The sequence below is a fragment of the Kitasatospora sp. NPDC048545 genome (genome assembly GCF_040651155.1).
Taxonomy (GTDB): domain Bacteria; phylum Actinomycetota; class Actinomycetes; order Streptomycetales; family Streptomycetaceae; genus Kitasatospora.
In genome coordinates, this window is record NZ_JBEZIQ010000021.1 from 65,719 (window position 1) to 85,805 (window position 20,087).

The window sequence follows — 20,087 nt, forward strand, 5'->3', positions numbered from 1 at the left end:
GGCCAGCAGGGGGCACATTCGTGGCTATCTCCGACACGCTCGACAAGAACTCACCACCACAGGCCACGAAGGGGCGGGGCAAGGGGATCACCCTGACCGTCATCGCGGCCACCCAGCTCATGGTGGTGCTCGACGCGACCATCGTGAACATCGCGCTGCCGCACATCAAGGACGCCCTGAACTTCTCGACCACCGACCTGTCGTGGGTCATCAACGCCTACACGCTGACCTTCGGCGGGCTGCTGCTGCTCGGCGGTCGCGCGGGTGACATCCTCGGCCGCCGTCGGGTGTTCATCTTCGGCACCCTGCTGTTCGGCCTGGCCTCGCTGCTCGGCGGTTTCGCGCAGGACAGCGGCCTGTTGCTGGCCGCCCGCGCGCTCCAGGGCATCGGTGGCGCGATCTGTTCACCGACGGCCTTCGCGCTGATCGCCACCAACTTCGAGGAGGGGCCGGAACGCAACAAGGCGTTCGGGGTGTTCTCGGCGGTGGCGGGTTCGGGCGCCGCGATCGGCCTGCTGGCCGGCGGCCTGCTCACCGAGTACCTGAACTGGCGCTGGGTGTTCTTCGTCAACGTCCCGATCGCGATCCTGATCGCGATCGCCGCGCCGCGCCACATCGCCGAGTCGGAGCGCCACCCCGGCCGCTTCGACCTGCCCGGTGCGCTGACCTCGACGCTGGGCCTGGTCGGCCTGGTCTATGGGTTCATCCGGGCCGCCTCGGACGGCTGGTCGGACGGCCTGACCCTCGGCTCCTTCGCGGCCGGCGCGATCCTGCTGGCGGCCTTCCTCGTGGTCGAGAACCGCACCGACCAGCCGATCACCCCGATGCACCTGTTCGCCGACCGCAACCGGACCGGTGGCCTGGTGATGATGCTCTGCCTGGCCGCGGCCATGTTCGGCATCTTCTTCTACGTGGTGCTGTTCGTGCAGGGCCCGCTCGGCTACAGCCCGCTGATGGCCGGTGTGTCCTTCCTGCCGATCAGCGTCTCGATCATCATCGCCGCGCAGCTCGCGTCCAACCTGCAGGCCAAGTACGGTCCGAAGCCGTTCATGGCGGGCGGCGCCCTGCTCGTCACCATCGGCCTCAGCTGGCTGACCCAGATGGGCAAGGACAGCGGCTACGTGGACGGCGTGCTCGGCCCCACGGTGGTGTTCGGCTTCGGCATGGGCCTGATCTTCGTTCCGGTGATGCTGCTCGCCGTCGCGGGCGTCCCGGGCGAGGAGACCGGCGCCGCCTCCGGCCTGCTCAACTCGATGCAGCAGATCGGCGGTTCGCTCGGCCTGTCGATCCTGACCACGGTCTTCGCGCACTACGCCACGGCCGAGGCCGCCACGCAGCTGCCGAAGTTCATGCAGAGCGCGACTCCGGACCAGCTGGCCTACCTGCAGCAGCACCACGAGTTCCCGGCGGGCACGGACGCCGCCAACACCGTGCTCACCCAGGGCATTTCGCACGGCTTCGTGGTGGGCGCCGCGCTCGCGGCGGTCGCCCTGGTGGTATCGGTCTTCGTGATCAAGGCCAAGGCGAGCGACCTGCCGAGCGGTGATTCGTCCGCCGTGGCCATGCACTGAGGCCACGGCGCACCATCCGCACGGCGCACCACCACCACGGCTCGGCAGCGCGCCGACACCGCACCGGCACGGCGCAGTGACGACGGCAGGGCCGGCCGGGAGCACCACGCTCCCGGCCGGCCCTGCCGTTTCCGCAGCTCCGCCGACCTCACCGGCCCCGCACCAGAGTTCGTACCGCGGCCCGCACCGAGGCATGTTCCGAGGGCCGCAGCAAGCCCGCCCCAAGGCCCGCATGAGGCCGCCGCCGGGCCGCCGCCGGGCCGCCGTCTGGCCGCTGCCGGGCACCGCGGCGGTCCCTGCCGCGTCGGACTACCGGGCCCCGTCCGCCGGCCCCGCCCGGTCGCAGGCCCGGCGGCCGATCGACGCCGAGTCCCGCAGCGGCCGGTCCGCCAGGATCTGCCGGGCCCGGGCGGCCGCGAGGTTGGTCGCGTACCAGGGCTTCGACTCCCGGTCCAGGTCCTGCCCGATCAGCTGCAGCGCACAGCTCCGCTTCGGTTCGGGGAGCCGGTCCAGGGCGGGCACCGCGTCCGCCGAGAGCAGGCGGACGTTGCGCAGGTCGATCGTGGCGGTGCGCGGGTCGGTCCGCAGGGCCTGCTCGTACCGGCTGACGTTCTGGTCGGCGACGATCGCGTCCGGCCCCATCAGGCCGTACACCGCGACGGTGAGCATCCCGCTGAGAACGACGACGCGCGGCAGCCAGCCGGTGCCGCGGGTCAGCCCGGCGGTGATCAGCAGCAGGAAGACGACGCCCAGCCAGACTTCGACCACGAGCACCCAGAGCCGCAGCCGGGTCAGCCCGGAGGCGTCCACGTAGAACCACATCCGGCCGAGCGCCGAGGCGACCACGGCCAGCGCGAGCACGCAGAGCAGTCCGAGCAGGATCCGCGCCAACCGGCGGTCGGCGTCGGTGCTGCGCGGCGCCCAGCGCTTGGCGACCGCCACCACGGCCAGCGTCAGCACGGTGATCACGCTCAGCTGCCAGAACCCCTGCCGGGCGTACTCGGAGCGGCTCATCCCCGTTTTGCCGAGCACCGCGTCCGCACCGCCGAGCACCACCACGGCCTGGATGACCGCGAAGACGCCGAACATCAGGTCGAGCGCGACCAGCGGCAGCGCCCACTCCAGCCGCCGCCGCTCACGGCCCGGCCGGATCACCGTGCGGTCCCAGCGGCGCGGGCCGGCCGCGATCCGGGCGAAGCCGAGCACGGTGAGCGTCCCGAGCAGGAACAGCAGCCCGCGCGCCGGGAGTTGGCCGAGGTCGAGGTCCGGGCTGAGGTTGCCCAGCAGGTCCGCCATGGCGGCGTCGGCGCTGGCGAAGAGCAGGCCGAAAACGGTCAGCAGGACGGCGGCGACCGCGAGCGCCTTGAGGACCGGGACGACCCGGCCGCGGCCGGGCAGCGGGCGACCCTCCATGCTGATCCAGGCCCACCCGACGGCCGGCACGAGCTGCCAGAGGAGGCCGGGCAGGGCGAGCAGGACGCCCGGCCAGCGGCGGCCGCCGTGCAGGGCCAGCGAGGCCAGGCCGAGCGCGCCCGCGCCGGCCAGCAGCGCGGGCCAGCCGGCGTCCCACCAGGCCGGGACGGCGAGCAGGGCAAGCGAGAGCAGGCTCCACGCGGCCGTCCAGGGCCGGATCCGGCGGCCCGCCACCCGGGCAGCGAAGCCGGCCCCGACCGCGGTGGCGGCCCCGCAGATCAGCAGGTTGACGCCCAGGCCGTCGTACAGCAGCCAGGCCGTGAGCAGACCGGTGAGCAGGGCGGCCAGAACGACCCCGGGGGTGGCCCCGGCCCGGCGCTCGGGGTCGCTGTGGCGCAGCCAGCTCGCGGTCGGCGCGGCGGGCGCGCCGGGTGCCCGGCGGGGCCCGGCGGCGCCGTACGGACCGGCCGCGCCGTGGGGAACCCCCGGGCCGTGGGGAACCCCCGGGCCGTACGGGCCCCTCGGACCGTACGGGGCTTCCGGGCCGTGCGATGCAGCCGGCCGGTACGGGTCCCACGAGGCGTACGGCCCGACGGGCCCCTGCACACCGTCCGGCACTGGCGCACCGTCCGGAACCAGCCCGTCGTCCGGCACCGGCGCATGGTCCGAGGTCGACGAACCATCCGTAACCGGCAAACCGTCCGCAACCGGCGCACCGCCCGGGCCGGGTGGGCCCTGCGGGTCGGCCGGGTCCTGCGCCCCCGGGACGGGTGACGGATCGGCCGAGGCGGGCGCGTTGGACAGACCGGACATCGGGTCCCCCTGAGTGGTCAACGGGCATGCGGAAGCCGCCCTCGGGGCAGTCCGCCGGCGGGCGCGCTCAGCGCCGCCGTCGCTGCCGACTGTAGACCATTCTGAACAGGTTCAAAAATTGCTTCTGAACGCGTTCAGATCGCCCGTCCCGGCGCCCACCCCTCCGCCTACCCCTTCACCGACCCGGCGAGCAGCCCCCGGACGAAGTACCGCTGCAAACTGAAGAAGACGATCAGCGGCACGATGATCGACAGGAACGCCCCGGCCGTCAGCAGCTCCCAGCGCCCGCCGAGGGAACCGGACAACTGCGCCAGCCGCACCGTCATCGGCGCGACCTCCGGCGTTCCGCCCGCGAAGGTGAGCGCGACCAGCAGGTCGTTCCAGACCCAGAGGAACTGGAAGATCGCGAACGAGGCCAGCGCCGGAGCGCTCAGCGGCAGCACGATCGAACGGAAGATCTTGAAGTGCGAGGCGCCGTCCACCACCGCCGCCTCCATCAGGTCGCGCGGCAGCTGGGCGATGAAGTTGTGCAGCAGGAACACCGCGAGCGGCATCGCGAACATGGTGTGCGCCAGCCAGACCGGCGCGTAGCTGCCCTTCAGGTCCACCGCCGGGATCAGCGTCAGCGAGCCCAGGTGCGCGCCGCTGGAGAACAGCCGCAGCAGCGGGATCAGCGCCATCTGCAGCGGTACCACCTGCAGCGCGAACACGGTGAAGAACACCGCGTCGCTCCCCCGGAACCGCACCCAGGCCAGCGCGTACGCCGCCATCGCCGCGAGCACCAGCGGGAAGACGGTCGCCGGGACGCTGATCGCCAGCGAGTTCACCAGGAACGGCACCAGGCCGGTCGAGGCGCCGGAGCCGCCCTCGAACAGCACCGAGTGGTAGTTGTCGAAGCCGAAGTCCGGGTGGATCAGAGCGCTCCACCAGCCGCTGGAGGTCACGTCCTGCTTGGGACGCAGCGAGGTCACCAACAGGCCCAGCGTCGGGATCGTCCAGAGCACCGTCATCGCGATCACGAACACCGAGGCCAGCGGGCTGCCGAAGGCCTTGCGGACCGGATTGCCGAGGCCCCCGGCCACCCGAGGGGCCGACCCCGCGAGGACCGGCTTCCGGACCGCGGACCCCGGCACGGAGGTCTTCCGCGGCGACGGCCCCGGGACGGACGGCTCCGCCGCAGCAGCCTCCGCGGCAGCGGCCTTCGGGACGGAGGTCTTCGGGACGGAGGTCTTCCGCAGCGGCTTCACCGCACCTCACGCTCCTTCCGCAGCTGGACGATGTTGTAGGCCACCAGCGGCAGCACCGCGAGGAAGAGGATCACCGCGAGGGCGCTGCCCCGCCCGGCGTTGAACTGCACGAAGGACTGCGAGTACATCTCGTTGGCGAGCACCTGGGTGCCGAAGTTGCCGCCGGTCATGGTGCGGACGATGTCGAAGGCCTTCAGCGTGATGATCATGACGGTGGTCAGCACCACCATCACCGTGGTGCGGATCATCGGCACGGTGACGTACCAGAACAGTCGCAGCCCGCTCGCGCCGTCCAGCCGGGCCGCCTCCACCACCTCGGCCGGGATCGCCTTGATCGCCGCCGACAGCACCACCATCGCGAAGCCGGTCTGCACCCAGACCATCACCGCCATCAACAAAAAGGTGTTCAGCGGCTGCGAGAGCATCCAGTTCGGCGGGTCGTCCCAGCCCGCCGCGACGGCGATCCGGCTGAGCAGGCCGATCTGCGGCTGCCCCGACCCGCGCGACTCGTAGACGAACTTGAAGATGATCGAGGCGCCCACCAACGAGATCGCCATCGGCATGAAGATCAGCGACTTGTACACCGACTGGCCGCGCATCCGGTCCACCAGCAGCGCCAGCGCCAGCCCCAGGCCGGTCGCCGCCAGCGGTGCGACCACCAGCCACAGCAGGGTGTTGAGCAGCACCGTCTGCACCGAGTCGGTGGTGAGCGCCCAGCCGAAGTTCTCGCCGCCGACGAACCGGGTGCCGTCGTCGTTCTGCAGGCTCAGGTACACCGTGCGGACCAGCGGCACCACCAGGCCGACCGCCAGCAGCAGTACCGCCGGGCCGAGGAACACCGCGACGGCCAGCGGGCGGGCCAGCCGTCCACGGGCCCGGCCGGCGACCAGGAAGACCACCAGCAGGATGCCGAGGAAGCCCGCGACGGCGCCGAGGGTGTTGCCGAACTTGACCGCCGCGTCGCCCCAGGAGCCGGCCGCCAGTCTCTCGGCGGCGGGCGCGACGGCGGATGACGGGTATCCGGGTACGGACATGGCTGCGCGTCCCTTCGGGTGCGGTGGGAAGGGGGCGGGCGGTGCGGGTGGGTGGCCCCGCACCGCCCTCGACAGGTGGTCCCGGTGGGTCCGGACCCGCGGCGGGTTCGGACGGTCGGCCCGCCTGCTGCGGCCGTGCGGCGTCCTACTGCGGCCAGGCGGCGTCGATGTCGGCGGCGGTCTTCTGGATCGACTGTCCTTCGGCGAACCAGGCGGTCAGCGACTTCCACTCCTGCCCGGCGCCGACCGCCGCCGGCATCAGGTCGGAGCCGTCGAAGCGGAAGGTGGCCGCCGGGTCGGTCAGCGCGGCAGCCGACAGCTTGTCGATCGGGTCGGTGTACAGGCTCTTGTCCACGCCCTGGTTCGCCGAGACCCAGCCGCTCGCGGTCCGCACCCGGCTGCTCGCCCAGTCCGAGCTGGACAGGTAGTTCTGCACCGCCTGCACCTCGGGCCGGCCGGCGAAGGCGGCCAGGAACTCGCCGCCGCCCTCGACCGGGTTGGCGACGGACGGGTTCACCGCGGGCAGGTGGAAGGCGAAGACGTCCCCGTCCGGGCCGACCTTGGTGCCCTTGGGCCACTGCGCCTCGTAGAAGGAGGCCTGCTGCAGCAGCATGCACTTGCCGCTCAGGACCGGTGTGCCCGCGTCCTGGAAGGTGGTGGTGGCGATCGACTTCACGTCGCCGAAGCCCGCGTTGGCCCAGGCGGGGTTCTGCATCCAGTCGGCGACCGTCTTCATCGCCGTGGTGATCTTCTCGTCGGAGAACTTCACCTGGTGGCCGACCCACTGGTCGTACACCTCGCCGCCGTAGCTGCCCAGCACCACCTCCTCCAGCCAGTCGGTGGCCGGCCAGCCGGTGGCCGTGCCGGAGGCGATGCCACCGCACCACGGCTTGGGGCCGCCCGCCTTGGCGATCCTGTCACTGAGCGCCATCAGGTCCGCCCAGGTCTTCGGCTCCTCGTAGCCGGCGGCCTTGAAGGCCTTGGGCGAGTACCAGACCAGCGACTTCATGTTGGCGCTCATCGGGGCCGCGTAGAAGGTGCCGTTGACCGAGCCGTAGGTCTTCCAGATCGGGCTCCACTTGTCCTGGTTGGCGACGGTCTGGGCGGGCGGCTTCACCACCTTGCCGCTCTTCACCATCTGCGCCAGCAGGCCCGGCTGCGGGACGATCGCGAAGTCGGGGGCGTTGCCGCCGGCCACCCGGACCGGGAGCTGGGACTCGAAGTCGTTCGAGCCCTCGTAGCTGATCTTGATCCCGGTGCACTTGCTGAACTCGGACCAGGACTTCTCCAGGTTGTCCGACTCCGGGCTCAGGATGGAGGCGAACATCGTCACCGTCGTCCCCGAATGCCCGGCGTACGGCTGGTACTTGGCGCAGTCGCCGGACAGCGACTGGGCCGCGCCGCCGCCGTCACCCGAACCGCCGGAGCTGTTGGAGCAGGCGGCGGTCAGCGCCAGCGCCGCCACCAGGGCGGGCACGGCGGCCAATCGCCGACGGGAACTCGGTTGCGGCGCGGTCGGGTTGGGAGTCAATGCGGTCCTCCTCGCCAGGGCATGCTGCCGATGGTGGCTGAACGACATTGCGCTGTACCGGAGATGGGCCTACGGAGATCGCGGACGGACGGCGGCCGAACTGATCGAAGACGTTAACGCAGCAGCCGCCCTCCGCCAAGGTCCACGTTCGACCTTCACAAGCCGGTGTCCCGACCGTGACCCGCGACCAGGCACGATTCGGACCGGAAACGCCAGAAGTCGAAGACCCGCCCGGAAACCCGTACGGGGCCCTCGCCATGACGCTACGTCAGAAAAGTCGGATCGGCAGCTCCTGCAGGCTGTTGACCACCAGCGACCCGCTCGGCCGCAGCTCGGCGTCCGGCACCGCCGCCGACAGCTCGGGGAACCGCTCGAACAACGCCGGCAGCGCGATCCCCGCCTCCAGCCGCGCCAGCGGCGAACCCGGGCAGACGTGCGGACCGTGCCCGAAGGACAGGTGACGGGACGGGTCCCTGGTGATGTCGAACAGCTCCGCCGTCACCCCGTGCTGCAGCGGATCACGGCCGATCGCGTTGTACGAGACCAGCACCGGCTCACCGGCCGGGATCACCACGTCCCCGACCGGGACGTCCGCAGCGGTGAAGCGGAACAGGAAGTTGCTGGTCGGAGGCGTCCAGCGGAGCGACTCCTCCACCACCGCATCCCAGGACACCCGCCCCGAGCGCACCAGCTCCAGCTGGTCCGGGTGCGCCAGCAGCGCCCGCACCGCGTTGCAGATCAGGTTCACCGTCGTCTCATGGCCGGCCGCGATGATCACCCGCAGGGTGGCCGCCGCCTCCGCGTCGGTCAACGCCCCGCCCTCGGTGTCCGCCGCCAGCAGCACGCTCGCCAGGTCCTCACCGGGAGCCGAACGGCGCTGCGCCACCAGCTCGTTGACGAAGGCGTTCAACCCCGCGATGGTCGCCTGGATGCCCTCCGGGTTCGGCTTGGCGCCGAAGAACCGCTCGTACAGGTCGCGCAGCACACCGTGGTCCGACTCCGGGACGCCCAGCAGCGAGCAGATCACCGTCATCGGCAGCGGGAAGGCGAAGGCCGTCTTCAGGTCGACCTCCGGCTCCCCCGCCGCCAGCGCGTCCAGAAGCCCGCGGGTGATCTCCTCGACGCGCGGACGCATCAGCTCCACCCGGCGCGGCGTGAAGGCCTGCGCGACCAGCACCCGCAGTCGGCGGTGTTCCGCGCCGTCCGTGGTCACCATGCTCGGGCCGGGCACCGCCAGGCCGATCAGCGGCCAGGTCTTCGGCACCTCGCCGCGCTGGTAGGCCCCCCAGTGCGCGGCGTCCTTCACCAGCCGGGCGTCCGTCAGCAGCTCACGCGCCTCCGCGTGCCGGGTCACCGCCCAGGCGGCCACACCGCCGGGCAGCACGACCGGCACCACCGGGCCGGCGGCCCGCAGCAGGGCGCCCTCGGCCGCGTTGTCGCGGGCCAGCGGGTCGAGGACGATCGGGGCCGGGGCGGCGGTCATCGCAACTCTCTTTCGGACGACGGGAATCAACGGATACGGGCAGCGGCGGGCCCGGACGGCACCCGACCCCGGCGGCGCGGACACCGACGGGCCCGGGAACCACCGGGAACCGGCGGCGCGGACACCGACGGGCCCGGGAACCACCGGACCTCGAGGGCGCGGGTACCGACGGATCAGGCCTGGTGGCCCGGGGTGAACGCGACCGGCAACGCCACCAGCCCGCGCACCCAGGCCGACGGCCGCCACACCAGCGCGTGCTCGGCCGCCGCCAGCCGCAGGTCCGGCAGCCGGTCCAGCAGCACCTCGATCGCGGTGGTCGCGATCACCTCGGCCGCCTCCTGGGCCGGGAACGGGCAGCCGTGCTCGCCGTACGAGTAGCTCATGTGCGCCCGGTTGCCCTCGGCCGGGCGGCCGTCGGCCTGCCGGACCGACGGGTCCGCGTTCGCCCCGGCGAAGCCCAGCAGCACCATGTCGCCCGCGCCGATCCGCTGGCCGCCCAGCTGGGTGTCCCGGATCGCCCAGCGCCCGGCGAAGATCTGCGTCGGAGTGTCCTCCCAGAGCGCCTCGTTGAGCGCCTGGCTGATGCTTCGCCGCCCGCCCGCCAGCGAGGCGGCGAACCGCTCGTCGGTGAGCATCAGCCGCAGCGCGTTGGAGATCCAGTACGAGGAAGGCTGGTGGCCGGCGATCAGCAGCACCCGCAGGTCGCGCATCACCTCGTCGTGGGTCAGCCCGGCCTCGTGCTCCAGCATCCGCGAGGCCACGTCGGCGCCCGGGTGCTCGGCCTTCTCCTCGACCATGGCGAGCATCATCTCCAGCAGCCGCTGGGCGCCGGCCGGGGCGTCCGGGCCGCCGTCCAGCATCGACAGCAGCGCGGCGGTCAGCTGCGGCGCCTGCTCCTCGTCCAGGCCGAGCACCCGGCACAGCACCAGCAGCGGCATCCGGTGCGCGTACTCGGCGACCAGGTCCGCCTCGCCGCGGCCGGCGAAGTCGTCGATCAGCCGGTCGGCGATCTCCTCGGAGTACTTGCGCAGCTCGTACGGGTCGATCCCGGCCAGCGCGTCGGTGACCGCGCGGGAGCGCCGGACGTGCTCCTCGCCCTCGGCGTACAGGATCGAGGGGGCGGGCGCCATCATCGGCTTCAGCGGCCAGTCGGCGGGCAGCGACTCCCAGGCGTGCCAACGGCTGGAGTCACGGCCGAACAGCTGCGGCTGACCGGTCACCAGCTGCAGCTCGCGGTAGCCGATGACCAGCCAGGCCGGGACGCCGCCGGCCAGCTCGACCGGGGCGACCGGGCCGTGCGCGGCCCGCAGCTCGCGGTAGAGCTGGGCCGGGTCGGTCTGGAAGCGCGGCCCGTACAGCGGAGTGGCGCCGGCGTGTGCCGGGCAGCCCGGGGGCGGGGTGACGGCGGGCTCGGTCACGGGGTGCTCTCCTCGTACATCGCGGTGGGGGCCGCTGCCGGGGCGGCAGCCTGGCCGGAGCCGGTCGGATCGGCCGGGTGGACCCCGTGGGCTCCGGCCGGGTCGGCACCATGGGCTCCGGCCGGGCCGGAGCCGGCGAGGTCGGCCTCGTCGGCCCCGGCCAGGGCCGCCAGGTGGTGGACCAGCCCGATCAGCACCCGCTTGCCGGACTCGCGGTCGCGCGCGTCGCAGTCCACCAGCGGCACCTCGGCCGACAGGTCCAGTGCCTCGCGGACCTGCTCCAGGCTGTGGGTCGGCTCGCCGAAATTGTTGCGGGCCACGATGAACGGGGTGCCGTGGTGCTCCAGCCGGTCGATCGCGTACCAGGACTCCTCCAGCCGCCGGGTGTCCACCAGGACGACCGCGCCCAGGGCGCCGCTGAACAGGCGGTCCCAGAGGAACCAGAAGCGCTCCTGCCCGGGCGCGCCGAACAGGTACAGCACCTGGCGCTCGGAGAGGGTGATCCGGCCGAAGTCGAAGGCGACCGTCGTGGAGCGCTTGCCCCAGGACCCGGCCGGGTCGATGCCCTCCCCCGCCCGGGTCATCACCTCCTCGGTGTTCAGCGGACGGATCTCGCTGACCGAGCCGACCAGGGTGGTCTTGCCCACGCCGAAGCCGCCGACCACGACGATCTTCAGCGCGTTGTCGGCGGTCGCCCGCAGCGGGGTGCGCTCGGCGGCGGGCCGGACGTCAGAGCCGTTGGAGGCCGTGCAGCACCTGCTTCAGCGTGTCGAGGTCGGGCAGCCGGGCCTTGTTGGGCGCGAACCGGGGGTGGCGGGCGGTGACCGCCCCGGACTCCAGCAGATCGCCGAGCAGGATCTTCACCACCGAGATGGGCAGCGCCAGCTCCGCCGCCACCTCCACGACGGCGGTCGGGGCCTCGCACATCCGCAGGATCCGGGCGTGCTCCGACTGCATCCCGGCCGTCGGCTGCCGTTCGGCGACGATCAGGGTGACCAGGTCGAAGGCGTTCTCCGGGGCGCGGCTGCGGCCCTTGGTGATGGTGTAGAGGCGGTCCGGGTCGTCGTCACGGCCCGGCAGCACCGGCCCGTCCGTCATATCCCCGCGCCCTCCGCTGTGGCGGCGCTCCCGTCCACGGCCCCGTCCGGCGTGCCGCCCTCCGGGTCCCGGGCCGGGGCACTGAGGTGGGCGCCGATCTGCTCGATCAGGCCGTGCATGTTGTGGCCGACCACGCCGACGTCCGCTTCGTCGTCGGTGACCACCGCGAGGTGGGCGCCCTCACCGGCCGCCACGATGCACAGGATGCCGCCGTGGAACTCGGTCATCGACTGCCGGACGCCGCCGCTGCCGTCGCCGAACTCGATCGAGGCGCCGTGCGCCAGGCTCTGCAGACCGGAGGCGATCGCCGCCAGCTGGTCGGCCTGGTCGGTGCTCAGCCCGTCGGTGTGGCAGAGCTTGAGGCCGTCGGCGGAGAGAACCAGGGCGTGCCGGGTGCCGGGGGTGGCCGCCAGCAGGTTCTCCAACAGCCAGTCGAGGTCGCGATCGGGGGCGCTGCTCATCAGGTGTCCTTCTCGGTGGCGGGGGAAGCGTCGGGTGTGGTGTCGGGGGCCGCGGACGGCGTGCCGGTGGAGTGCTGCTCGTCCTCCGCCGGACGGGCGGCGGCCCGGCGGAACGCACCGAACCGGGCGGCCGCGCTCACCGTGTCGGTGCGGACGGGCTTCGCGGCCCGGTCCGTCGCCGGGGCGGTGGTCAGCGTCTGCCCGCGCCGACGCTGCGGAAGGCCGCTGTCGGTCATCCGGGCGGGCGAGGGCGGCAGGGGGGCGGCGGTGACGGCCGTCGGCGCGACCGGGGCGGTGAGCGCGGTCGGCGCGGCGGGCGCCGGCGGCAGCGGCGCGGGGGCCGGACGGGCCGAGGCCGGGCGGGCGGGGGCCGGGCGGGCGGGGGCCGGGCGGGCGGGCGTGAGCGCGGGGCGCACGGACTCGACGGCCGGCGCCTGCGTCGGGACGGACGCCGGGGCGGGCACCGGGGCCGCGTGCGAGACCAGCTGCTGGGGGATCAGCATCACCACCCCCGTACCGCCGCGCGCCGACGGCCGGAAGGAGATCTGCAGCCCGTGCTTGCGCGCCAGGACGCCGACCACCGCGAGCCCCAGCCGGGTACCGGCGGACAGCGTGGTGAGGTCCAGCGGTTCGGCGGAGACGGCCCGTTCGGCCCGGCGCAGCCAGCTCTCGCCCAGGCCGAGCCCGCTGTCCTCGACGGTGACCACCAGTCCGGCGGGCACCTCCTCGACGTAGACGTGCACCTCGGCCGGCGGGGCGGAGAAGTTGGTGGCGTTGTCCAGCAGCTCGGCCAGCGCGTGCATGACACCTTCGGCGGCGTACCCGGCGACCGCCGCGGTGCTGGCGTTGTGCAGCCGCACCCGCTGGTAGGCGCCGATCCGGCCGAGCGCGCCGCGCAGCACCGACTCCACCGCGATCGGCTTGGCCCAGCGGCGGCCCGAGCGGGCACCGGTGAGCACCGCGATGCTGTCCGCCATCCGGCCCGCCTGGGCGGTCGAGTGGTCCAGGCTCAGCAGGTCGCCGAGAACCTCCTCGTCGTGCCGGTGCTGCATCTCGCGCAGCTCGGCGTGCATGCTCGTGGCCAGTGCCTGGACCCGCCCGGCGGCGGTCGCGCAGACCGCGAGCGCCGCGGCCCGCAGCCGCTCGCCCCGGCCGATCTCCTCACCGACCGCACGCAGCAGCGCGTACTGGGGGTGCTTGCGGTGAGCGGCCAGCGCACTGTCCACGGCCGCGCCCCCGCGCAGCTTCCTCACCACCTCGGGCAGCACATCCTCGGTGATCCGGTCCAGCTCGGCGCGCTCGGCCTCGGCCCGCAGCCGCTCCGCCTCGACCCCGGCCCGCTCGGCGTCCAGTTCGGCCCGCACCAGGTCCAGCTCGGCCCGCGCGGCGGCGGACTCCTCCTCCGCGCGGGCCCGCTCGGCGCGCGCGGCGTCCCGCTCGGCCTCGGCGGCGGTGGCACGCCCCCTGGCCGCCGTCTCGGCCTGCCGGGCGGAGCCCGCGACGACCAGCGCCGTCATCGCCTCCCGGTGCTGCTCCTCCACGTCCTCGGCGAGCCGTCGGGAGCGCTCCGCGCCGGTCGCCGCGAGGCCGACGGCGATCATCCACAGGACGGCGACGGCGCCCACGGCGAGGGCGGTGAGCGGCTGGTGCGCGCCCAGGGCCCGGGTGACGCCGACCGGTGCGGCGACCAGCGCCAGCAGGACGGCGGCCGCCGTCAGGGCGACGGTGCGTGGTGCGGGCCGTCGGGGCGGCCGGCCGTCGGGGCTGGTGGCTTCTCTCATCGGTGCGGTCCTCGGCAACGTCGGCGGGCGGCGGCACAGCGGCGGGTCTGCGACGATCGCGACCGCCGACAGCTGGTCGGGCGCATACCAGACCGCCCGGGACGTCATGAAACGTCTCCGGGCGGCTGATCGGTTCACGCTTTCGGCCGATCATATCGATTCAGACATTGGCCTCAAGTGGCCAGTTGACGGGCAGTCTCCTCCATCCACGTCCCGTACACCGATTGGCGACGCAACCGCCGCACGACCGAGTGGCTCGCTTCACAACCGGCACCCGGCCGGGGGGGGGTCAGCCCAGCGCCCGCTCGACCGCCCGCCGGACGGCCGCCGGGTCCAGCCCGTGGTCGACCACGACCCGCACCGCCACCCCCTCCCCCTCGCGGAGCACGCCCAGCAACAGGTGCCCGACCGCGATCTCCCCCGACTTCAGCCGCAGCGACTCCCGCAGCGACAGCTCCAGGACCTTCTTCGCCCGGGCGTCGAACGGGAGGTGCCCGCCGAAGGCGCCGCCGGAGCGGAACCAGCCCCGGCGCTTCGGCTCCTCCGCGGGCCGGGCGTCCAGGGCGCCCTCCCCGAACACGGCCTCGACCGCTTCCCGCACCGCGCCCAGGTCGACCCCGATCGAGGCCAGGGCGGCGGTGTCGTCCCCGGGCCCGACCAGTCGGCGCACCGCCCGCCGTGCGGCCTCCTGGTCCAGGCCCGCCTCGACCAGGACGGCGGCCGCCGGGTCGTCCGGCACGCCGAGGGCCGCCAGCAGCAGGTGCTCCGTCCCGACGCGGCCGTGCCGCAGCTCCCGCGCCTCCTGCTGCGCTCCGGTCACCACCTGCCGGGCCCGTTCGGTGAAACGCTCGAACATTACTCAGCCTCCGTCCTGGTCGCCATGGGTCCCGCGCTTCGCGTACTTCTTGTGCACCGCCTGCCGGGTCACCCCGAGGCAGACCGCGATGTCCTGCCAGGACCAGCCCTGCGACCGGGCGCTGCCCACCTGCAGGGCCTCCAGGCGGTCCGCCAGATCGCGCAGGGCGCGGACCGCCCGGAGCCCCACGGCGGGGTCACGACTGCTCGCAGCGGCTGCGAGTTCTCCGCTCTCGCTCATGCTGTCAACCTTGGTTGACACTCGCGCGGATGTCAACCCCGGTTGACGGATGTCGACCTCAGCGGCCGCCGAACCGCCGCTCCAACGCCTCTTCGAAGGTCCCCCGGCCCACCGCCCGCTCCGGCGCCAGGTTCCCGCCCGCGCGCAACCCCCGGCCACCGGCCCCCGGCATCCGCACCGGCAGCAGCACCCGCCGCTTGCCCGCCGCCCGCAGGTACGCCCCGGCCAGCTCCCGGTACGACCGCACCCGCGGCCCGCCCACCTCCGGCGCGAACCCGACGGGCTCCTCCACCAGCCCGACGACCGCCGCCGCCACCTCCCGCACGTCCACCGGCTGGAACCGCACCCCGCCGAGCACCGGGAACAGCGGCAGCTTCACCGAGACGTCGAAGAACTTCAGCAGCAGGTCGTGGAACTGCGTCGCCCGCAGCACCGTCCACCCCAGCCCCGACTCCCGCACCACCCGCTCACAGGCGAGCTTCGTCCGGTAGTACGCGATCGGCACCCGGTCGATCCCCACGATCGACACGTACACCAGGTGCCGGACCCCCGCCTCCCGCGCCCGCGCCACCAGCGTCCGGACCCCCGTCACGTCCGCCTTCCGCTGCGTGGTCGCGCAGTCCACCACCACCTCGACCCCGGCCACGGCCTCCGCGATCCCGGCCCCGCTCACCAGGTCGCCGACCACCCACTCGACCCCGTCACCCCCGCCCCGCGCCCGCCGGCTCAACCCCCGCACCGCCACCCCGCGCGCCACCAGCAGCCGCACCACCTCCCGCCCCAACGTCCCCGTCGCCCCGGTCACCAGCACCGTCCCGTTCACCACACCACTCCTTCCGTCGGACGCCTTCACTCCCTACGGACCGATCACGGCCCCGATCCGTGACATCGGCGGTTCCGGGGACGGGGAGGAGGCCGGAAATGCGGAAGAGGCGGGGCGAGGACGTGAAGTCCTCGCCCCGCCTCAGCGGTGGCTCACCCGGCCGGGCTCAGCGCCGCCGGCCGCGGCCGACGGTCCGGCCGGTGCTCAGCTGCAGCCGCTGGTCGAGCCGCAGCCCTCGCAGAGGTAGCAGCTGCCGGCGCGGCGCATCTTGGTGCCGCAGGAGAAGCAGAGCGGCGCGTCGGCGTTGAGGCCGAGCTGGATCTCCATCAGCTCCGTGGAGTTGTGGGCCTGCTTCGGCGCCGGCTTGGGCGCCTCGACGACCGGGGCCGGGGCCGGGGCCGGCTTCGCGGTCACCGGGGCGGACTGGGCGAGCGACTCGGTGTCGAGTTCCTCGGCCTCCAGCGGCTCGTAGGAGCCCGTCTCCAGGTGGCGCTGGCGCTCCTCGACGGAGTGGATGCCGAGCGCCGAGCGGGTCTCGAACGGCAGGAAGTCCAGTGCGAGGCGGCGGAAGATGTAGTCGACGATCGACTGCGCCATCCGCACGTCCGGGTCGTCGGTCAGACCGGCGGGCTCGAAGCGCATGTTGGTGAACTTCGAGACGTAGGTCTCCAGCGGCACGCCGTACTGCAGGCCGACCGAGACGGCGATCGAGAAGGCGTCCATCATGCCCGCGAGGGTCGAGCCCTGCTTGGACATCTTCAGGAAGACCTCGCCCAGGCCGTCGTCCGGGTAGGAGTTGGCGGTCATGTAGCCCTCGGCGCCACCGACCGTGAAGGAGGTGGTGATGCCCGGACGGCCCTTGGGCAGGCGCTTGCGGACCGGACGGTACTCGACGACCTTCTCGACCGCGGCGGCGGGGGCCTCGGCCTGCTCGGTCCCGACCTCGGAGTCCTTCTTCTTGGCCGAGAGCGGCTGGCCGACCTTGCAGTTGTCGCGGTAGATGGCGAGCGCCTTGACGCCCATCTTCCACGCCTCGAAGTAGATCTCCTCGATCTCCTCGACGGTCGCGGACTCGGGCATGTTCACGGTCTTGGAGATGGCACCGGAGATCCACGGCTGGATCGCGGCCATCATCCGCACGTGGCCCATGGCCGAGATGACGCGCTCGCCCATCGCGCAGTCGAACACCTCGTAGTGCTCGGACTTGAGGCCCGGCGCGTCCACCACGTTGCCGTGCTCGGAGATGTGGGCGACGATCGCCTCGGTCTGCTCGTCCTGGTAGCCGAGGCGCTTGAGGGCGCGCGGGACGGTGCCGTTGACGATCTGCATCGAGCCGCCGCCGACGAGCTTCTTGAACTTGACCAGGGCCAGGTCGGGCTCGACGCCGGTGGTGTCGCAGTCCATCATCAGGCCGATGGTGCCGGTCGGGGCGAGCACCGAGGCCTGGGCGTTGCGGAAGCCGTTCTGCGCGCCGATGCGCACGACGTCCTGCCAGGTGCGGTTGGCCTGCAGCCAGACCGGGGCGTCCAGTTCGTCCACCGAGACGGCGTCGAGCGAGGCGTCCGCGTGCTGCTTCATGACCTGCTGGTGCGCGACCGCGTTGCGGGCGTAGCCGTCGTACGGGCCGACCACGCCGGCGAGTTCGGCACCGCGGCGGTAGGCGGTGCCGGTCATCAGCGAGGTGATGGCGCCGGCCAGGGCGCGGCCGCCCTCGCTGTCGTAGGCGTGGCCGGTGGCCATCAGCAGGGCGCCGAGGTTGGCGTAGCCGATGCCGAGCTGGCGGAAGGCGCGGGTGGTCTCACCGATCTTCTCGGTCGGGAAGTCGGCGAAGCAGATGGAGATGTCCATCGCGGTGATGACGAGTTCGACGACCTTGGCGAAGGTCGCCGCGTCGAAGGAGTCGTCGTCGCGCAGGAACTTCATCAGGTTGAGCGAGGCGAGGTTGCAGCTGGAGTTGTCCAGGTGCATGTACTCGGAGCAGGGGTTGGAGGCGTTGATCCGGCCGGACTCCGGGCAGGTGTGCCAGCGGTTGATGGTGGAGTCGTACTGGATGCCGGGGTCGGCGCAGGCCCAGGCGGCCTCGGCCATCTTGCGGAACAGCTTCTTCGCGTCCACGGTCTCGATGACCTCGCCGGTCATCCGGGCGCGCAGGCCGAATTCGGTGCCGTTCTCGACGGCGGTCATGAATTCGTCGGAGACGCGGACCGAGTTGTTGGCGTTCTGGTACTGGACGGAGGTGATGTCGTCCCCGCCGAGGTCCATGTCGAAGCCCGCGTCGCGCAGGGCGCGGATCTTCTCCTCCTCCTTCACCTTGGTCTCGATGAAGGCCTCGACGTCCGGGTGGTCGACGTCGAGCACGACCATCTTGGCCGCGCGGCGGGTGGCGCCGCCGGACTTGATGGTGCCGGCCGAGGCGTCGGCGCCGCGCATGAAGGAGACCGGGCCGGAGGCGTTGCCGCCGGAGGACAGGAGTTCCTTGGAGGAGCGGATCCGGGAGAGGTTGAGGCCGGCGCCGGAGCCGCCCTTGAAGATCATGCCCTCTTCCTTGTACCAGTCGAGGATCGACTCCATGGAGTCGTCGACGGACAGGATGAAGCAGGCGCTGACCTGCTGGGGCTGCTTGGTGCCGACGTTGAACCAGACCGGCGAGTTGAAGCTGAACACCTGGTGGAGGAGGGCGTACGTCAGCTCGTGCTCGAAGACCTCGGCGTCGTCCTTGGTGGCGAAGTAGCCGTGCTTCTCGCCCGCGGCGCGGTAGGTGAGCACCACGCGGTCGATGATCTGCTTGAGGCTCCACTCGCGCTGCGGGGTGCCGACGGCGCCGCGGAAGTACTTCGACGTGACGATGTTGACGGCGTTGACCGACCAGAAGTCGGGGAACTCGACGCCGCGCTGCTCGAAGTTGATCGAGCCGTCACGCCAGTTGGTCATGACGACGTCGCGCCGCTCCCACCGGACCTCGTCGTACGGGTGCACGCCAGGAGTGGTGTAGATGCGCTCCGTCCGGAGACCGCCCTTCGAGGCCTTCGCGCCCTTGGCCGCGGCCTTCTCGGACTTCGACCCGCGTGCGGAACCGCTCGTGGTGTCTGTCACTTCTCGCTCCTCCTCCTGGGCAAACGCCCGGGGTGCCCCGAAAAGTCCGGGCACCGCTGGTTCGTTCTTCCGGTGTGCGGGCAGGCGGAGACCCTGCCTGTGATCGCACGGTTTGTAGTGTTCTGCGCCCCGTTTCCGGGCACGCCGGGGCCCCGTGGGGCCGTTGTGGTGCGGCTGGGCCCGCCTGGGGGCCAGTGCGCCGGCGCCTCCTAGGGCGCGGCGGCGGAGACGGACACGCGGGCGTCGTCCGTCTCCGGGGTGCGGGGCCGTTCCGCGCGGAGTTCCGCGATGGCGGCCTCGAAGTCTTCCAGTCCGTCGTACGCCTGGTACACGCTGGCGAAGCGCAGGTACGCGACCACGTCGAGTTCCTTGAGCGGGCCGAGTATGGCCAGGCCCACGTCGTGGGTGGTCAGCTCGGCGCTGCCGCTGGCGCGCACGCACTCCTCGACCCGCTGGCCGAGCTGGGCCAGCGCGTCCTCGGTGACCGGTCGCCCCTGGCAGGCCTTGCGGACGCCGGTGATGACCTTCTGCCGGGAGAACGGCTCGGTGACGCCGCTGCGCTTGATGACCATCAGTGCGGCCGTCTCCACCGTGGTGAAGCGGCGGCCGCAGTCGGGGCACTGCCGGCGGCGGCGGATGCAGCTGCCGTCTTCGGTGGTCCGGCTGTCGACAACGCGGCTGTCGGAGTGCCGGCAGAACGGGCAGTGCACCTCGGGATCCCTCCCTGGCAGATCGTGCGGACCGGTCGAGTCTAAGCGATGTGCCCCCGCCCTCGGCAAGCTGATCATGCGGGTGACCACTAGTACTGGGCACGGAGAGGACTCTAGCCACTACATCTAGGCCTCCGGGGCAAGCACCGCCCCTGGCGTGTCGACGCCGATTAGACTGCCGGAGTCGACTTCTGGTCGAACATTTACTCGATGTACAACAAAGCCTTGATCGAGTCAGCCAACTCCCGAATAATTCACTCGAACGTGTGTTTGGCGCAACCTTTCGATACGAGGTGCGTTGGGCTGGAAAAGGGAGAGGACAGCCGTCGAGAGGGGCCGCCGTGAACACGATCGAAAGCAACACCATCCCGGTGCAGGAACACTCCCAGTTCAAGGTGGGGCAGCGCACCACGAATCAGCAGAGTGTGGACATCAGCATGGACCGCAGCGAAGACCACCGACTCTCCGGCACGGCCCTTTCCGGCTCGAACCGCGTGCCGGACCAGCCGATCGAA

General features: G+C 72.4%; 16 protein-coding genes. 1 reads left to right on the plus strand and 15 read right to left on the minus strand.

Translation table 11 applies throughout. The annotated features are described in order from the left end of the window. The first annotated feature begins 26 nt into the window (after nucleotides 1-26). Entirely contained in the window at nucleotides 27-1,571 is a 1,545-nt protein-coding gene (locus AB0D10_RS21050) for an MFS transporter (protein ID WP_360258492.1), read from the plus strand. A 309-nt stretch (nucleotides 1,572-1,880) separates the two neighbouring features. Here the strand turns inward: AB0D10_RS21050 and AB0D10_RS21055 are convergent, their stop codons facing one another. The 15 genes from AB0D10_RS21055 to nrdR all read right to left on the minus strand — a co-directional run bounded on the left by AB0D10_RS21055 (nucleotide 1,881) and on the right by nrdR (nucleotide 19,572). Next, a complete protein-coding gene (locus tag AB0D10_RS21055; protein ID WP_360258372.1) occupies nucleotides 1,881-3,602 on the minus strand; it encodes a DUF4173 domain-containing protein in 1,722 nt (573 codons plus the stop codon). A 362-nt stretch (nucleotides 3,603-3,964) separates the two neighbouring features. Further along, nucleotides 3,965-5,044 carry a carbohydrate ABC transporter permease gene (locus tag AB0D10_RS21060; protein ID WP_360258374.1) on the minus strand — a complete coding sequence of 360 codons (1,080 nt, stop codon included), beginning with the start codon at nucleotides 5,042-5,044 and terminating at the stop codon, nucleotides 3,965-3,967. Further along, on the minus strand, nucleotides 5,041-6,078 hold the full coding sequence (locus AB0D10_RS21065) for a sugar ABC transporter permease (RefSeq protein ID WP_360258376.1): 1,038 nt from the start codon (nucleotides 6,076-6,078) through the stop codon (nucleotides 5,041-5,043). The genes AB0D10_RS21060 and AB0D10_RS21065 overlap by 4 nt, the downstream gene beginning before the upstream one ends. Nucleotides 6,079-6,223: 145 nt before the next feature. Next, a complete protein-coding gene (locus AB0D10_RS21070) occupies nucleotides 6,224-7,555 on the minus strand; it encodes an ABC transporter substrate-binding protein (RefSeq protein WP_360258494.1) in 1,332 nt (443 codons plus the stop codon). 322 nt (nucleotides 7,556-7,877) lie between these two features. Next, on the minus strand, nucleotides 7,878-9,092 hold the full coding sequence (locus AB0D10_RS21075; protein WP_360258378.1) for a cytochrome P450: 1,215 nt from the start codon (nucleotides 9,090-9,092) through the stop codon (nucleotides 7,878-7,880). 173 nt (nucleotides 9,093-9,265) lie between these two features. Continuing rightward, entirely contained in the window at nucleotides 9,266-10,510 is a 1,245-nt protein-coding gene (locus tag AB0D10_RS21080) for a cytochrome P450 (RefSeq protein ID WP_360258380.1), read from the minus strand. Further along, nucleotides 10,507-11,211, minus strand: coding sequence for an ATP/GTP-binding protein (locus AB0D10_RS21085; protein ID WP_360258496.1), 705 nt, complete (start codon nucleotides 11,209-11,211; stop codon nucleotides 10,507-10,509). Before AB0D10_RS21085 ends, AB0D10_RS21080 begins: the two co-directional genes overlap by 4 nt. 28 nt (nucleotides 11,212-11,239) lie before the next feature. After that, nucleotides 11,240-11,608 (minus strand): DUF742 domain-containing protein, encoded by a 369-nt coding sequence (locus AB0D10_RS21090; protein ID WP_360258383.1) that lies wholly within the window; start codon nucleotides 11,606-11,608, stop codon nucleotides 11,240-11,242. Next, nucleotides 11,605-12,069, minus strand: coding sequence for a roadblock/LC7 domain-containing protein (locus AB0D10_RS21095; protein WP_360258385.1), 465 nt, complete (start codon nucleotides 12,067-12,069; stop codon nucleotides 11,605-11,607). The genes AB0D10_RS21090 and AB0D10_RS21095 overlap by 4 nt, the downstream gene beginning before the upstream one ends. Then, on the minus strand, nucleotides 12,069-13,850 hold the full coding sequence (locus AB0D10_RS21100; RefSeq protein WP_360258388.1) for an ATP-binding protein: 1,782 nt from the start codon (nucleotides 13,848-13,850) through the stop codon (nucleotides 12,069-12,071). The genes AB0D10_RS21095 and AB0D10_RS21100 overlap by 1 nt, the downstream gene beginning before the upstream one ends. A gap of 289 nt (nucleotides 13,851-14,139) precedes the next feature. Then, the gene (locus AB0D10_RS21105; RefSeq protein ID WP_360258391.1) at nucleotides 14,140-14,706 is read right to left on the minus strand and encodes a Clp protease N-terminal domain-containing protein; all 567 of its coding nucleotides are present in this window, start codon (nucleotides 14,704-14,706) and stop codon (nucleotides 14,140-14,142) included. Nucleotides 14,707-14,709: 3 nt separating this feature from the next. After that, nucleotides 14,710-14,946: an RNA polymerase subunit sigma-70 gene (locus AB0D10_RS21110; RefSeq protein WP_360258393.1), complete on the minus strand. Its 237-nt coding sequence runs from the start codon at nucleotides 14,944-14,946 to the stop codon at nucleotides 14,710-14,712. Between the two features lie 58 nt (nucleotides 14,947-15,004). After that, complete coding sequence (locus tag AB0D10_RS21115; RefSeq protein WP_360258395.1) at nucleotides 15,005-15,769, minus strand: NAD(P)H-binding protein; 765 nt, start codon at nucleotides 15,767-15,769, stop codon at nucleotides 15,005-15,007. Nucleotides 15,770-15,973: 204 nt separating this feature from the next. After that, nucleotides 15,974-18,862, minus strand: a complete 2,889-nt coding sequence (locus AB0D10_RS21120) for a vitamin B12-dependent ribonucleotide reductase (RefSeq protein ID WP_360258397.1) — start codon at nucleotides 18,860-18,862, stop codon at nucleotides 15,974-15,976. Nucleotides 18,863-19,071: 209 nt separating this feature from the next. After that, a complete protein-coding gene (gene nrdR / locus AB0D10_RS21125; protein WP_350523372.1) occupies nucleotides 19,072-19,572 on the minus strand; it encodes a transcriptional regulator NrdR in 501 nt (166 codons plus the stop codon). Between the last annotated feature and the right edge of the window lie 515 nt (nucleotides 19,573-20,087).

Excerpts from the sequence above, each read along its gene's own strand:
- AB0D10_RS21065 (WP_360258376.1), bottom strand. The coding sequence starts at position 6,078 with ATGTCCGTACCCGGATACCCGTCATCCGCCGTCGCGCCCGCCGCCGAG.
- AB0D10_RS21090 (WP_360258383.1), bottom strand. The coding sequence starts at position 11,608 with ATGACGGACGGGCCGGTGCTGCCGGGCCGTGACGACGACCCGGACCGC.
- AB0D10_RS21105 (WP_360258391.1), bottom strand. The coding sequence starts at position 14,706 with ATGTTCGAGCGTTTCACCGAACGGGCCCGGCAGGTGGTGACCGGAGCG.
- AB0D10_RS21100 (WP_360258388.1), bottom strand. The coding sequence starts at position 13,850 with ATGAGAGAAGCCACCAGCCCCGACGGCCGGCCGCCCCGACGGCCCGCA.
- AB0D10_RS21095 (WP_360258385.1), bottom strand. The coding sequence starts at position 12,069 with ATGAGCAGCGCCCCCGATCGCGACCTCGACTGGCTGTTGGAGAACCTG.
- AB0D10_RS21110 (WP_360258393.1), bottom strand. The coding sequence starts at position 14,946 with ATGAGCGAGAGCGGAGAACTCGCAGCCGCTGCGAGCAGTCGTGACCCC.
- AB0D10_RS21075 (WP_360258378.1), bottom strand. The coding sequence starts at position 9,092 with ATGACCGCCGCCCCGGCCCCGATCGTCCTCGACCCGCTGGCCCGCGAC.